This is a genomic window from Luteimonas sp. AC640a (genome assembly GCF_979256585.1).
Genome location: NZ_CEEDOV010000014.1, coordinates 13544 through 28103, shown reverse-complemented (window position 1 = coordinate 28103; position 14560 = coordinate 13544). Strand labels below are relative to the sequence as shown.

The window sequence follows — 14560 nt, the reverse complement described above, 5'->3', positions numbered from 1 at the left end:
GAAGCCGAAGCCAAAAGCAAAGGCGAAGGCGAAGGCGAAGGCAAAGGCAGAGGCAGAGGCAGAGGCAGAGGCCGAAGCAGGCTCGAAACGCGAAAAGCGAAAATCCCGCAACAGCGCGTGCCGGGCACGCCCAGAAAAGCCGGAAAGAAGAAGCGGCGCCTCGGCGCCGCAACCCATCCCTATCGCATTGGATCCCGCGGATCCTCGAGCCGCTCCACCACCGACGGATCGTCCGCCAGCAGCGGCGGCAATGCCTCGGGTTCGCCGAGCCCGATCTCCTCGCGCATGTCCGGCGGCGGATTGAACGCCGGCGGCTCTGGACGATGCTCGCCCAGGCGCACGCCTTCGGCCCAGTACAGCACCTGCGCGACGGCTTCGAAAAAATCGTCGCTGATGTAGTCGTCGATCTCGACGCGTGCATTGAGACCGCGCGCCAGCGGTACGTTCTCGAGGATCGGCACGCCGGCTTCCTCGGCGACACGCTTGATCTCTTCGGCGACGTGCCCTTCGCCCTTGGCGACGACCAGCGGCAGATCGTCGCCCTGTTCGTACTGCAGGGCGACGGCGATGTGGGTGGGGTTGGTCACGATGACGTTCGATCCTCGGACAGCGTTGAGCATGTTCTGTTGCGACCACTCCTGATGCAACTGCTTGCGCCGCTGCTTCACGTAGGGGTCGCCTTCGTTTTCCTTGACCTCCTGCTTGATGTCGCGGCGGCTCATACGCAGCTTCTTCATGTAGGAGTACTTCTGGTACGAGGCGTCGACCGCGGACACGAAGAAGAAGACGAAGATCGTCCAGATGCCGATCCACTTGAGCGCGTGCCAGATGGCGCTGCCGATCGCCGCGGGCTGCGCGAATGGCAGCTGCAGCAGGCTCGGCAACATTCCCCACAGCACGAAGCCGCCGATGGTGAGCAGCGCCGCGCTCTTCAGGACGCTTTTGATGAGCTCGACGAGGTTGTCCATCGAGAACATCTTCTTGACGCCGCTGACCGGATTCATCTTGGACAGGTCCGGCGTCACTTTTTTCATCGACAGGACCGGGCCGACCTGCAGGAACTCGACCAGCAACGCCAGCAGCACCGCGAGCAGCAGCAACGGCAGCGTCACTGCGAGGAAGGTCTGCGCCGCAAGCGGGATGATCGTGTGCAACGCGATATCGAACGGCTGGTTCATGACGTTCAGGCTCTGGTCGAACAGCCCGCTGATCCGCCGGAACATGTACCCCATCAGCATCCAGCCACCGGCCAGCCAGCCCATGATGAGCACGGTGCTCGTCAGCTCCCGGCTCTTGGCGACATTGGCGTCCTTGCGCGCGTCCTTGAGCTTCTTGCTGGTCGGTTTTTCGGTTTTGTCGGCGCCCTCGTTCTCTTCGGCCATCCGCACTCCGATCGATCGAATGCACGCGGGTTCGCGCGGTTCGATCGGAGGCTAGCATGCGTGGGTGACGCGTCCGTTCCATCGGCGAACCGCGACTTGCGAGTGAAGAGAATGTGGCCACAGGCTGACCTGTCCAACCGGTATTCAGCCGCAGGGCCCGGCCCGCGCGTGTTGCCCGGCACCCTAGGGATAGCCCGAGATAGCCGTTACATGGCACCGGCGTTACAGTCCCGCCAACGCCGCAGAAGCGGTCCAGTCCCCCAAGGGTTCACAGGTCTCCGTTCCGATGAGCAGCATTCCTTCCGACGTCAGCTTCAATGCCGCCAGCCTCGATAGGCTGGGTGGGCATGTCGCGTTCGACGACCTGCGCCAGCAGCCGGATTCCGGGCTCGCGCTGGCGGATGGTGGCTATGCGGACGCGCCGCGGGGCCCGCAGGCTGATCCGGGTGAGGATGTGCTCAACGTCGTGGCCTGGGATGGCGTCGCTGCCGGCAACCGTCTGCTGCCCGGGGATCTGTCGTTCGAAGCGCGCCTGTCTGCGATCGATCTGTCACAGGCGGCCGATCAGGGCACCGACGCGATTCTCGACGCACTGGTCTGATAGCGCCACGCAGGCCTGGCCAGCGACTGGGTTACAGTCCGGGCGCCTCGACTTCTGTGCCTGACGCTGGTGCTCCATCCATGAACGCCGTTCCCTCCGCGCAATCGCTGCGCGTCGCTGCCGATCGCATGGTGTCGGCGCTGGCGGCGCATGCCGATCCCGAATACCGCCTGACGGTGCTCAAGCGCCTGGTGCGTCGGCTGGGCGAAGACCGCTACCCGGTATTCCTGCGCCTGCTGGGCGTGGTGGCGGAAAGTGACGACACCCGCGCGCAACGTCTGTTGGCCGACACGATCGGCACCGCGCTGCGGCGCATGGACCTGCCCGGTGGTGCGCTGAGCTCCTGGGGCGCGACTCGGCTGCCCGACAGCGCTGCGCCGGTCTCGGCCAGCGATTTCTCGGGCCAGTTCTTCGGCGGCACGCCGCGCCGCATGCTCGGCCCGGTGGAATACCTCACTGTCTGGCATCTGCAGCGCACCCAGCGCACCGCACTGTCGGCCGAGACCTTCCACACCAGTCTGTCGCGGATGATCGCGCTGCTCAACCAGTCCGAAGACGCGCGCACGCTGTATCCGCAGAAGCTGTCCGTCGACGCGCAGAACGAACTGGAAGGCGCCTATACCCGCGCGACCCGCGAGCGTCTGGCCGCGATCGCGACCGCCTGGAAGGCCGGCCGCAGCCCGGACGAGATCGCCCAGGCCGCGCTCGATGCTCGCGCCACCGACACGCCGCACGGCTGGGTGCTGCGCGACCTGTGACAGGGCGTGTCCATTCGCGTTGAGCGTGCGCCTGCGCTTGTCCAGTCATCGACTGCCTTGCAAGATGCGATGTCCGGCTTCGCAGGAATCCATCGCATGTCTCTCCCCGCCCGCCCGCCCGGCGCGACTTGCCGGCAACGTCACCTCCATGCCGCCGCGCTGCTGTTGCCGCTGATGCTGTGGCTGGCGGCCTGCCAGCAGCGCGAGGACGCCGCCGAGACGATGCCCGCGGCGGTCGCAGCGACGCCTGTGGAAGCGGTGACCCTGCTCACGTCACACCTGCGCGCCGGCGATCTGGCTGCATTCGCGCAGGACGCGGCCACGCCCGACCTGCTGCCCGGACTCGACGCCGCCTGGCGCGCGGGCCGCACCCGCTGGCCGCTCGACGAACTGCCGCTGTCCGCGCAGCTACCCTCGGTCCTCGCCGCCCTGAGCGCACCGCAGGCCGAACGCGTGCTGTTGCAGACCTTCAACCGCCAGTTCGCCGGCGCCGAACGCGAGATGCGTTCGGCCGCAGTGGGTCTGGGCGGATTCGCCATCCAGTACCTGGAACAGGGCGGCGACTTCAGCGACGACGAGCGCGCGCACTACACCCAGCTGATCGCTGCGGCCAGCGAATGGGCCGGGACGGCACCGCTGGCCGATCGCGCGCGCGCGCAGGAGACGATTACCGTGCTGGTCGCCGCCGCGAAGGCAGGCGGTGTCCCCAGCGATGCCGCACTCGGCGCCGCCGGCATGCAGGCCGGGCTCGCCGGGCTGTCGCCGCTGTTCACCGCCGGCAAGCGGCGGCTGGCCGCGTACGGCCTGGATCTGGACCAGACCTTCGACAGCGTGGAGACCACGCTCGACAGCCAGACCGGTGATACCGCGCGCGTCCGCATGCGCTATCTGCTGGCGGGCCGGCCGGTGGATGCGGTGATCGCCGTCGAGCGGCATGACGGGCGCTGGTATGTCAGCGACTTCCTCGCGCATGCCCGTCAGGCCGCGGCGGCGCCAGCGTCTTCAGCGCCCACCCCTGCGTCGTCGGAACCCTGAGTGCGGATCCGCAGCTGCGGTCCGGACGGGCCGCTTGGGCATAATGCCGACGATGCCTGATCAACCGACCCTCGAGTTCCCGGACGGCGACACCGCCGGGCGCGCCGACCACCGCCCGGCCGACGCCGCGACCCCGCCTGCACCGGCCTCGCCTGCGACGGACGTGCCGGCCGTGGCCGCCGCCGCAACGCCCGCGCGCGATCCGGCACCTGCAGACGACCCGCCCGAGGCCGCCGCCATCGCGCCGAGCGCGCTGCCGGTGCCGCTGGCCGCGCCGCGTCGCGCGGCGCGTCGCCCCTGGTGGGCGGGCATGCTGGGCAAGCTGATGGGCCCGTGGATCAACCTGAAGGTGGAACCGCAGACGCCCGAGGCCTTGGTCGATCATCGCCCGGTCTGCTACGTGCTCGAGGACTACGGTCTGTCGAACGCGCTGATCCTCGAGCGCGCCTGCCGCGAGGCTGGCCTGCCGTCGCCGCTGCAGCCGCTGCCCGGCGATCCGCTCGGCCGCAAACGCGCTTACGTCGCGTTGTCACGGCGCAACGCCGGCGGCGCCCTAGCGATGGCCACCGGCCAGCCGCAATCCAAGGCGACGCATTCCGAATCGCTGGCGCGCCTGCTCGAAGCGCATCGCCGCGACCCTGCGCTCGACGTGCAGGTGGTGCCGGTGTCGATCTTCGTCGGCCGCTCGCCGGACAAGAACAACGGCTGGTTCGCGGTGCTGTTCTCCGAGAACTGGACCATCGTCGGCCGTTTCCGCCGCCTGCTGGCGATCCTGCTCAACGGCCGCGACACGCTGGTGCGCTTCGCCGAGCCGGTGAACGTGCGTCCGCTGCTCGCCGAAGGTCTCGATGCCGAACGCACGGTGCGCAAGCTCTCACGCGTGCTGCGCACCCATTTCAACCGCGTGCGCGAAGCGATCATCGGCCCGGATCTCTCGACCCGACGCCTGCTGGTCGACAAGGTGCTGTCCTCGCCCGCGGTCAAGGACGCGATTGCCGACCAGGCGCGCCGCGACAACAGCAAGCCCGAGGACGCGTGGAAGAAAGCGCACGCCTACGCCTACGAGATCGCCGCCGACTATTCGCACCCGGTGGTGCGCTCGGCGAGCTATCTGCTCACCACGGTGTGGAACCGCATTTTCCGCGGCGTGCTGGTGCACCACATCGACACGCTCAAGGCCGCGGCGCCCGGGCACGAAATCGTCTACGTGCCCAGCCACCGCAGCCACATGGATTACCTGTTGTTGAGCTATCTGCTCTACAACCGCGGCATCGTGCCGCCGCATATCGTCGCCGGCATCAATCTCAACCTGCCGGTCATCGGCACGCTGCTGCGCAAGGGCGGCGCATTCTTCATCCGTCGCTCGATCCGCGGCAACGCGCTGTATTCCACCGTGCTGGCCGAGTACGTCGCCCAGCTCGTCGCCGGCGGCTATTCGATCGAGTACTTCGTCGAAGGCGGGCGCTCCCGCACCGGACGCCTGCTCGCACCGAAGGGCGGCATGGTGTCGATGACGCTGCGCGCGTTCCTGCGCCAGCCGACGCGTCCCGTGCTGTTCCAGCCGATCTACGTCGGCTACGAAAAGCTGATGGAAGGCGGCAGCTATCTCGACGAGCTGTCGGGCAAGAGCAAGAAGAAGGAATCGATCTGGCAATTGCTGTGGAGCATTCCGCAGGTGCTGCGCTCCAATTACGGCCAGGTGGTGGTGAACTTCGGCGAGCCGATCGCACTGGCCGATGTGCTCGCCGAACACGCGACCGGCTGGGACGGCAACGCGGTCGCCGACAGCGAGCGCCCCGAGTGGCTGTCGCGCACGGTCGATGTCATCGCCGAAAAGATCAACGTCAACATCAACCGCGCCGCCGACGTCAACCCGATCAACCTGCTGGCACTCGCGCTGCTGTCCACGCCGAAGCACGCGATGGGCGAAGCCGACCTGCTCGCGCAGATCACGCTGTCCAAGCAGTTGCTGGTCGACGTGCCGTACTCGGACCGGGTCACGGTCACCCCGCACACGCCGCAGGAGATCGTGGCGCACGGTGAGGAGATCGGCGTGCTCGAACGCGTCGCGCATCCGCTCGGCGACGTGTTCCGCGTCGACGACGAAAAATCCGTGTTGCTGACCTACTTCCGCAACAACGTGCTGCACCTGTTCACCGCATCGGCGTGGATCGCGTGCTGCTTCCTGCACAACCGCCGCATGAGTCGGCACACGCTGCTGCGTCTGGGCCGCACGATGTACCCGTTCCTGCAGGCCGAGCTGTATCTGCCCTGGGACGAGGACACCTTCGCGGAACGCATCGCCCTGACGCTGGAAACCTTCGAGCGCGAAGCGCTGCTCGAGCGCGTCAGCGACGAAGACGGCGGCATCTACGCCCGCAACGCCGGTCAGACCGATGAAGTCTTCCGCCTGCGCGCATTGAGCCATCCGCTGCAGCAGGCGTTCGAGCGCTACTACATCGCGATGTCCGTGCTCGCCAAGAACGGCCCTGGCACCCTCGGCGCCGGCGAACTCGAAAGCCTGTGCCAGCTCGCCGCCCAACGCCTGTCGCTGCTCTACGCACCGGCCGCCCCGGAGTTCTTCGACAAGTCGTTGTTCCGCGGCTTCATCCAGAAACTCCGCGAACTCGGCCTGGTCAAACTCGACGGCAACAGCAAACTCGTCTTCGACGACCGCCTCGACAATTGGGCCAAAGACGCCAAGGTCATCCTCGGCCGCGAGCTGCGGCACTCGATCGAGAAAGTGAGTCCGGAAGCAGTCAAGCCTGCGGAACCGGTGTCCGCCCCGGCAGAATGATGTCCAACGTCACGGCGCTTGCCGTGGCGACGCGTCGAGCCAAGGAAATGGGCTGGTTGGCTGATGGCGATCGGCACGGGCCCACAGGACCGTGCGCCGTTACACCCGCATGCACGCCTGATAACACGGGACGCAGAGGCTGGTCGCGTAACGCCGGAGCCGCCGGCTGGCGGCGGCTGATCGAACACGCATCAAGTCATTGAAATATTGCCTTGAATGCACTCTTGGCGCGGTGTTCGATCACGCCGCATACTCGGCGCAACACCCCGCATCCGGGGTCGAATACTAGTTAGGACCCATGCCAATCAGCACGACAATCTTGGTGATGGTACTTGGCGGCGCACTGGCAAACTCAAGCGCGCATGTCGTTCCCGACAACGCTCTATCTCTTGCAGGTGTCTCTCTCGGAGATTCGGAAGCTTCGGTTACTGGCCTGCTCGGCCAGCCAGCTGCTCGTCGCGAAACCGGCGATTTCTTAAGCATCGAGCTTCAATTTATGGGGCTTACGGTCTGGCTGGGTGACGACAAGCGAGTCGCGGAGATCCTCAGCACCAGCGCCGAGCACTGCACGCCTCAAGGCGTCTGCCCGGGCCAGCCATTTGCGGCGGCACAAGCACGGTATGGCAAGCCGGTAGTGGCGGTACGAGAAGACGGGACGTACATGGAATACTTTCCTCAATCTGACTTCCCATGCTGGCTTCAGATCGCAGCAGAGTCAGCAACTATCAGATCGATTCGGTCGGAGTGCCAGCCGTAGTGGGGCCTAACAATGCGTTCAAGCCGAACCCGCTTCGTTACGCCAACCACATGGCAAAGAAAGCTTGCCATGTGGTTGGCTCCACTTCGCGGGTCGGCTTAACTTAGGCGTTAGACCGCAGCAGAAGGGGCGCAGCGACGTGAAGAACATTTGGCCTTGGCTGTCCGCGACCTTGCTCTGGGTAATCGTGGCCTTGATGCTTCTTGGGTCAGCCTATTGCGCGCTTTGCATCTTGCAAGCCGGCAGCATCTACACGGGTGAGAGAGCGCTGTTCAATCTTCGCTACTGGGGTGCATTTTTGATGACTGGCCTCATCGGCGCCTCAGTTTTTGGCATCATTGCTATTCGTGTAACAAGAGCAGCTGTCCGGCATCATCGGGCAGCGGCCTAACAATTCGTTCAAGCCGAACTTGCTTCGTTACACCAAAGCCATGGCAGAAAAGCTTGCCATGGCTTTGCCTCCACTACGCAAGTCGGCTTAACTCAGATGTTAGGCCGCAGGAAGATGTCCGATCAACTTCTCCACCTCAACCGCGCTCACTTGGACGGCCAGTCCAAGTACACCTACTTTCTTCTTGCGGCCACGGGCGCAGCACTTGGCTACGCGCTGCAAAAAATAGACGCCTCCACTTTCCACTGGACCGTGCATTTCGGCCTTGTGGCGGTGGGTAGCTGGCTCGTTAGCTTCTTGCTGGGCTGTATGCATCTCACAAGCATGCAGTCCGCTATCGGGAAGAACTTCGAGTACTTGCAGTTTCGGAAAGGATCGCATCCTACTCAACCGATGCGGCCGGAGTTCACCGCGATGGCCTGCGAGGCGCTTCTCACGGGAATGCGCCGCGCAAACAGCCGGGCTCACAGAGCCTACCAATGGCAATTCAGATTTCTCGCTTTAGGTGTTCTCTCATTTGTCGCATGGCGCGTATTGGTGCTTCTTGGGTATAACGCGCCAGCGGCCTAACAATTCATTCAAGCCGACGCCGCTTCGCGGCGCGACTTAATTCAGGCGTTAGGGCGCATTCGCGATCTTGGAGATCACATGCTCAGCATCGTCGCAGAACAGTCGGGAGATGTGGTCTACGTGCACGCAGACTTGGCAGGCCTCGAAGCCCTTGAGAAAGCGATTTCTTCTTTGCGTCAGCGCGTCGGAAAAGGCGAGTGTGAAGACAGCCATCTCTTTAGCGAGTCGTGGGGTGGCGCGGAGCTTACAGAGTCAATGTTGCCGCAAGAGCAGTCTTCCGGCTGCAGGCAGGTCCAGCACCTGAAGCTCTATGGTTGGACTCAAGATTGGGCGCATAAGCACGGCCTATCCAACGATGCGCCCTAACAATTCATTCAAGCCGACGCCACTTCGTGGCGCGGCTTAATTCAGGCGTTAGGCCCCATGATCATTTCTTTCGAAGGTCCAACATTCTTTGTGCCCGAGGACGAGGATCAGTTCTTCAGCTGGCTGTATTCGCTACCCGAGTACAAGAGCATTCTTGGTACCGGTACCACCTTGGACTTAGAGTTGGTGTCACCAGTCAGCGCTGACACAGTTCGGCAACTCCTGGTGGTCTTTAGGCGTTGGTGCGTCGACCCAAGCCCGCTCACCTCCTTGAGGTCGGCAGAGACAGACAGCTTCGCACTTTGGGATACTTCTCTCCAAGTGGCCTCGTCTGGGGCCTAACAATTCATTCAAGCCGAACCCGCTTCGCAGGTCGGCTTAATTCAGGCGTTAGATGTTGCAACCAACTCGCCCGCTGCTTGCAGTGTTCGCATTCATCACAACGGCGGTCCTTACAGGCTGCCCGGGCGAACAGTTTGCTTCTTGCCAAAGTCCCACCGTGAGCCATCCTGATGGCAAATGCTCGGCCTACTACTATCAAGCCGACTATCGCAGTGGCGGCGCTACGACCCAGGCTCTAGTGTCATGCGACATCAATCCAAGCAAGCCAGGTGGCAACGTGGTGGCATTTCATGATCTGTCGCACGGCATTGGGCTGCGCTGGATAGACGCTCACACTTTGGAGGTCGCAGTACCAGACGGAGTCCGGTTAGAGGGCAAGCAAGCCGATGGCACATATAGCGGCTATCCGCTTCGTTACCTCTACCGGTCGTTGCAGCCCACTGAGTCGGCGTACAAAGGTTGCGGCGTCAAGTCACCGGCGGCAGCATCTAACAATTCATTCAAAGCCGATGCCGCTTCGCGGCACGGCTTAATTCGAGCGTTAGGCCCCATAGAGAGACTTCCCGATGAGCGGAAATTTAAGTGACGATCTGGCCACCCATTCGCCTATTCCATCCGGGGATCCTGACGTCGACCTGCTCAATCGCTTCAATCATCTCTTATCGCGTCACGACGATCGTGGACTTGCCCTGTCGTTGGCCGCATTCGCCGAAGACACGCTCGGAAAGCTCTTACTCACCTATCTCGTCGATAGCAAACAGTCCAAAGATTTGGTGGATGGATTCAACGCCCCCTTGGGACCCTTGCATCAAGAATGAAAGCCGCTTATGCGGTAGGGTTATTAACTAAAGAGCAGTATGAAGATCTGGATGTTGCTCGCAAGATTCGTAACTTGTTCGCGCACTATTGGGAAGAAGTTTCTCTAGAGCGCCCAGACGTTAGGTCGATGATTGGCCAACTGCACGCTTACAACTTCGACCAATCACCCATGCCTTCAGATCCTCGCAAGCGCCTGCAGCATTCAATTGCAAACGTACTTACTGAGCTGCGTGTTCAGATTGCGCAGCATCGCAAACACGGCCACAGAGCACCGTTCGCTGGCTTTCGCCTTACAACAATCAAGCCAGGGTCCAGCGATGGGGCCTAACAATTCATTCAAGCCGACGCCGCTTCGCGCGCGGCGCGGCGCGGCTTAATTCTGGCGTTAGAGCTTCTGGAGAGATTCATGCTGCTTCAAGATTTCATCAGAGAGAGTCTCGTTCAAATCGCCAAAGGAATCGAGTCTGCCGCCCATGATCTGGAAAGCTCTGGAGCAATCATCAATCCAGCAAGTGTGATGATTGCAGGAGGAACCGGTGATGGGAAGGTGTATGGCTTCCTCACGTCAAAGAAGCCGGATGAGGTCAGGCCAGCAGTGCAATGCATCTCCCTTGACGTAGCTGTGACAGCAGCTGAAGGAACTGAGACGAAAGGCGGGATCGGTGTAGTAGTTGGAGCGATTGGTCTCGGTTCCCAGGGAAAGAGCGCTTCCGAGACTACGTCCAACTCCCGCATCCAGTTCTCTGTTCCCATGGTTCTGCCGGCCGCCAAGAAGTTCTAACAATTCATTCAATCCGATGCCGCTTAGCGGCGCGGCTCAATTCAGGCGTTAGGCGGCACAAGAATGTTCACGCTAGACCAAGCAAATGCGATCGCCGCTTCGTGGATTTCCTCGGGATCAACTGACGGTGAGTCGTACGCCATCATTGATTCTCAGACAATCGAGCGCCCGTATGGTTGGGTCTTCTTCTACCAGTCCAAGCGATACTTAGAAACTGGGGATCCCAGTGACGCACTTGCTGGCAACGCGCCACTAATTTTCGACCGCCTTACTGGCCAGGTCACAGTTACTGGTACTGCCCATCCAACGGAGTACTATCTCGCGCGCTATGAGGCGGCGCGGAATGCGGGTGCCGCCTAACAACTCACTCAAGCCGATGCCGCTTCGCGGCACGGCTTAATTCTGGCGTTAGGCCCCGAGGAAAGATGTCCGCAATCCGGCAGTGGATCTTGGCAGCACTCGCAATCTTCGGCGCGTTCATCGCCGCGGGCATATGCGGGTCAATCGCAACCGACCTGCTTGGATTGTGGAACAGGCCGGGCGCCGGCTTCTGCGCGGCCTCCGCTGTAGTTGTGTCCACCTACGTTGCAGTTCCACACCACAGGTCCCTTCTGGCTTGCTGCGCGTTTGGCCTTGGCGCGGCCGTTGCCTGGGTACTTCTTGAGCCGTCGTGGTATCCCGAGAACTATGGAGCACAGGGCTACGAACCGACTCACTTACCAATAATTGCAACATATGTCAGCGGCTTGCTTGGGCTAGCAGCTGCGGGCATACACAGGCTTCGGTCGGGGCCTAACAATTCATCCAAGCCGACACCGCTTCGCGGCGCGGCTTAACTCAGACGTTAGGACGCACTTTTGACCATTCCGCAACTGACAACATTGGAAGCTGATGGCTGGATGATCGACGACGGCGAGACAGCGCATGCCGAGAATCCAGACAAGTTCTGGATTCCTCCGCTCAGGGACCGCCTGGCGCTTGAGCCTGGACCAATCGTCAAGATCCGTTTCTACATCCGTGCGCCGAATGACTCCGGTGACCTCGTAGATCACGGGGAGCGTATGTGGGTCCAAGTCAAAGAGCGGCACGGTGGCTGGTACTTTGGGGCGTTGGACAATGACCCGTACTGCGCAGCCACCATCCAAGCCGGCATGCCTCTTTGGTTTCAGTCTCGCCATGTCATAGATATTGATCGGGGGTGACCCATGCGCGTGCGCCCTAACAATTCATTCAAGCCGACGCGGTAGTTCCCTCGGTTCAGTGCATCCCCGGATCTTCGATAGCACCGTCCAGGCACGCACGTCGCACGCATTGCCACGACAGCGCAACCGGGAGCGGCGCGCTACATGGCGGGCGAGAGCGCGTACGTGATGTGGCGCGACGGCTCCCCAAGACGGACTTCTTCATCGCAGCGCTTTTGACTGCGACCAGACCGCTGCCTCGGCTACACGCAACGCCGTGGATTTCCGCAATGCGCAGCGCCTACACTCAGCGCTGACGGGATGCGCTTCTGCGAAGGCAACCGCGGATATGCGGGATTGGCAGGCATCCATTCTTTTTTGCAGGATTCCGTGCCGGCTTCGGCACCGCTCGCTCCAGTGGCAGGACGCTCATGCGCATCGCGCCGGCATCATGATTTCGAAGCTGCCCCGCTGGGTCTGGACCGGCGCGTGGGCGCTCGCCTTCATCGCCGGCATCGTCAATGTGGTCGGGCTTCTCGGGTTCCAGCACCAGGCGATCACCCACCTGACCGGCAACACGTCACTGCTTGGCGAGGCACTGGCCACGCTGGACATGCGGGCCACGATCCACTTCGCGCTGCTGCTGGGCGCGTTTGTCGCGGGCACGACGCTCAGCGGATTCATCATTCAGGACAGCGCGTTGCAGCTGGGCCGGCGGTATGGCGCCGCGCTGTTGCTGGTTTCGCTTCTGCTGCTTGTCTCGGTGCCGCTGCTTCAACGTGAAAGTGTCTACGGCATGTATGCCGCGGCGTGTGCGTGCGGGCTTCAGAACGCCATGGTGAGCACCTACAGCGGCGCCGTCGTACGGACCACGCACGTGTCGGGCATGTTCACGGACCTGGGCATCTCACTGGGCCATGCCTTGCGAGGCCTGCCTGTGGACAGCCGACGACTGGTGCTGTGCGTGCTGGTGATCTCCGGATTCCTGAGCGGCGGCGTGGTCGGCACATTGGCGTTCCATCGGATCGGCTACTACGCCATTCTGCTGCCGGCCAGCCTGACGGCCGTGGTGTCCATTGCCTACGGCCTCTACCTGTTGCGTAAAGGCCGTTCCCTGCCGTGGTCTGGCGGCACGGCGTGAGGCTGCGGACGTGCTTCGTGTTCGAGCGCCGACCGGATTCGGTCGTGGCGGGACGCTCCTGACATCACCCTCAACCTGGATAGGCAACGACGCGCAGATGTATCGCTGTCTCGGCGTTCCTGGTGACCGTTGCGGTCGCCGCCATCGCCAACGCGATTCCATATCTGCCGACACGCGGCGCGTACCAGCGCGATGGTCAGGAAGTCGCGGGCGTTCCGTTCGCGTTTCGCAGGGTAGGCGGTGACTGCTGGCCCGCCGCTTGCGACGCCTACGCGTTTCACGTGGGCTATTTCGTGGCGGATCTTGCACTCGCAGTGGCGTTCGCGCTGTTGATGGGTGCACTCGCGGCGCGGGCGGGACGTACGCGGCGGCGCGCGCTCTATCCTGTGTTGATCGTGTTTTCCGCAAATCACCCACACGCTGATCGCTCGAGGTACTTCCATGCACGCATCCGATGTGACCGGCACGCCCTCTGACTACTCCGACACGCTGTATCACGTGTACGTCGAGATCGCCGATCACGAGGACTTCGGAAAGCGTGTCATCGAGCGGTTTCTGAGCACGCGCGGCCGGGACATTCCGGGGCTGCAGTTCGAAGCCGATGCGCTGCAACGCATTGCGGACGGGTACGAGCTGCACCTGCCGATCCAGCTCGTGCCCGAGCTGGTGCGGGAACTGGGACGCGAGAACGTGGCGGTCCATCAGGTCGTCAGGCTGGGCCCGGTCGATGTCGGCTGAGGCCCGAGCGGGATGCGCTTCGCGAGGCGACGCGTGGGCTGGTCACGTGACATGAGGTGTTCTCTTCTCACGGTGGTATTGGCGAGCGCAGCCTTGCTGTCGGGCTGCAGTCGCGACAGCGGACAGGCGCTACCCACGCTGGTCGCGACCGACCCGGCTACCGAGACCGGTACCTGGCCGCTCGGCATGACGCGCGGGACCGTCGTGATCGACGGAGATTGCGTCGCGCTGCGGATCCCGGGACAGCCGACACGCGTGACCACACTCGTGTTTCCGCGCAGCTACAAGCTGCAGAAGCGGTGGCGTGGCTGGGCGATTCTCACGTCGCGAGGGGATCGCTGGGGCGTCACGGGTGAAACCCGACAAGTCGGCGGCGGCGCGCTCGATGACGGCGCGGTCTCACGTTTCGTCGGCGAGGCCCTGCTGCGTCACTGTCCCGGCCCCTACTGGCTGGTCACGCCGGATGATCCTGCCGAAATGCGGTCATCGAACTGAAGCCGCAGGGGCCGGAACAGGCAGACATCCCACCATCCCTCCGCTCACGCCGGCGTCTCGCCTCAGGCCGGCTCGTCCGGAATCATGTCCGACTCCAGACGGGCGATGCAGTCCTTGAGCTGCAGCTTGCGTTTTTTCATGCGCTGCATCGCCAGTGCTTCGGGGGCCGGCGTGGCCTGCAGTTCGGCGATGGTGGTGTCGAGATCGCGATGCTCGGCGCGCAGCCGCATCAGCAGCGCGCTCCGGTTCTGGTCGATGTCGGGAGTGTCGGTCGACATGCGGTGCAGCTTATCGCAACCGCATGGCGGTTCGGAGTCTTGGCGGCGTGCGGCAGCGCTGCAACAATGCGGTGCGCCGCGCAGGGGGCCGGCGCGACGTCGGCACATGCCGCGTGGTGCCCACCTGC

16 protein-coding genes are annotated in these 14560 nt (G+C 63.1%); 14 read left to right on the top strand and 2 right to left on the bottom strand.

Annotated features, from left to right (window positions below; genetic code table 11):
- Positions 1-179: 179 nt before the first annotated feature.
- Complete coding sequence (gene sctU / locus ACZ9YD_RS13265; RefSeq protein WP_465075741.1) at positions 180-1382, bottom strand: type III secretion system export apparatus subunit SctU; 1203 nt, start codon at positions 1380-1382, stop codon at positions 180-182.
- A 286-nt stretch (positions 1383-1668) separates the two neighbouring features.
- Here sctU and ACZ9YD_RS13260 point away from each other — a divergent pair, with 286 nt between their 5' ends.
- From ACZ9YD_RS13260 to ACZ9YD_RS13195, 14 genes are all read left to right on the top strand, one after another.
- Entirely contained in the window at positions 1669-1983 is a 315-nt protein-coding gene (locus tag ACZ9YD_RS13260) for a hypothetical protein (protein ID WP_465075740.1), read from the top strand.
- Positions 1984-2063: 80 nt separating this feature from the next.
- A complete protein-coding gene (locus tag ACZ9YD_RS13255) occupies positions 2064-2741 on the top strand; it encodes a hypothetical protein (RefSeq protein WP_465075738.1) in 678 nt (225 codons plus the stop codon).
- Between the two features lie 96 nt (positions 2742-2837).
- The gene (locus ACZ9YD_RS13250) at positions 2838-3776 is read left to right on the top strand and encodes a hypothetical protein (protein WP_465075736.1); all 939 of its coding nucleotides are present in this window, start codon (positions 2838-2840) and stop codon (positions 3774-3776) included.
- A 43-nt stretch (positions 3777-3819) separates the two neighbouring features.
- A complete protein-coding gene (gene plsB, locus ACZ9YD_RS13245) occupies positions 3820-6573 on the top strand; it encodes a glycerol-3-phosphate 1-O-acyltransferase PlsB (protein WP_465075735.1) in 2754 nt (917 codons plus the stop codon).
- 1262 nt (positions 6574-7835) lie between these two features.
- Positions 7836-8291, top strand: coding sequence for a hypothetical protein (locus ACZ9YD_RS13240; RefSeq protein WP_465075733.1), 456 nt, complete (start codon positions 7836-7838; stop codon positions 8289-8291).
- Positions 8292-8369: 78 nt separating this feature from the next.
- The gene (locus ACZ9YD_RS13235; protein ID WP_465075731.1) at positions 8370-8657 is read left to right on the top strand and encodes a hypothetical protein; all 288 of its coding nucleotides are present in this window, start codon (positions 8370-8372) and stop codon (positions 8655-8657) included.
- 908 nt (positions 8658-9565) lie between these two features.
- Positions 9566-9817, top strand: a complete 252-nt coding sequence (locus ACZ9YD_RS13230; protein ID WP_465075730.1) for a hypothetical protein — start codon at positions 9566-9568, stop codon at positions 9815-9817.
- Positions 9814-10146 carry a hypothetical protein gene (locus ACZ9YD_RS13225; protein WP_465075729.1) on the top strand — a complete coding sequence of 111 codons (333 nt, stop codon included), beginning with the start codon at positions 9814-9816 and terminating at the stop codon, positions 10144-10146. The genes ACZ9YD_RS13230 and ACZ9YD_RS13225 overlap by 4 nt, the downstream gene beginning before the upstream one ends.
- A gap of 78 nt (positions 10147-10224) precedes the next feature.
- Positions 10225-10599 (top strand): hypothetical protein, encoded by a 375-nt coding sequence (locus tag ACZ9YD_RS13220; RefSeq protein ID WP_465075727.1) that lies wholly within the window; start codon positions 10225-10227, stop codon positions 10597-10599.
- 63 nt (positions 10600-10662) lie between these two features.
- A complete protein-coding gene (locus ACZ9YD_RS13215; RefSeq protein ID WP_465075726.1) occupies positions 10663-10959 on the top strand; it encodes a YrhB domain-containing protein in 297 nt (98 codons plus the stop codon).
- 497 nt (positions 10960-11456) lie between these two features.
- Positions 11457-11801, top strand: a complete 345-nt coding sequence (locus tag ACZ9YD_RS13210) for a hypothetical protein (protein ID WP_465075724.1) — start codon at positions 11457-11459, stop codon at positions 11799-11801.
- Between the two features lie 430 nt (positions 11802-12231).
- Entirely contained in the window at positions 12232-12921 is a 690-nt protein-coding gene (locus tag ACZ9YD_RS13205) for a YoaK family protein (RefSeq protein ID WP_465075745.1), read from the top strand.
- Positions 12922-13362: 441 nt separating this feature from the next.
- On the top strand, positions 13363-13659 hold the full coding sequence (locus ACZ9YD_RS13200) for a hypothetical protein (RefSeq protein WP_465075722.1): 297 nt from the start codon (positions 13363-13365) through the stop codon (positions 13657-13659).
- A gap of 51 nt (positions 13660-13710) precedes the next feature.
- Positions 13711-14154, top strand: a complete 444-nt coding sequence (locus tag ACZ9YD_RS13195) for a hypothetical protein (RefSeq protein WP_465075721.1) — start codon at positions 13711-13713, stop codon at positions 14152-14154.
- 62 nt (positions 14155-14216) lie between these two features.
- On the opposite strand, the gene ACZ9YD_RS13190 is transcribed toward ACZ9YD_RS13195, so the two are convergent.
- On the bottom strand, positions 14217-14432 hold the full coding sequence (locus tag ACZ9YD_RS13190; RefSeq protein ID WP_465075719.1) for a YdcH family protein: 216 nt from the start codon (positions 14430-14432) through the stop codon (positions 14217-14219).
- Positions 14433-14560 lie beyond the last annotated feature (128 nt).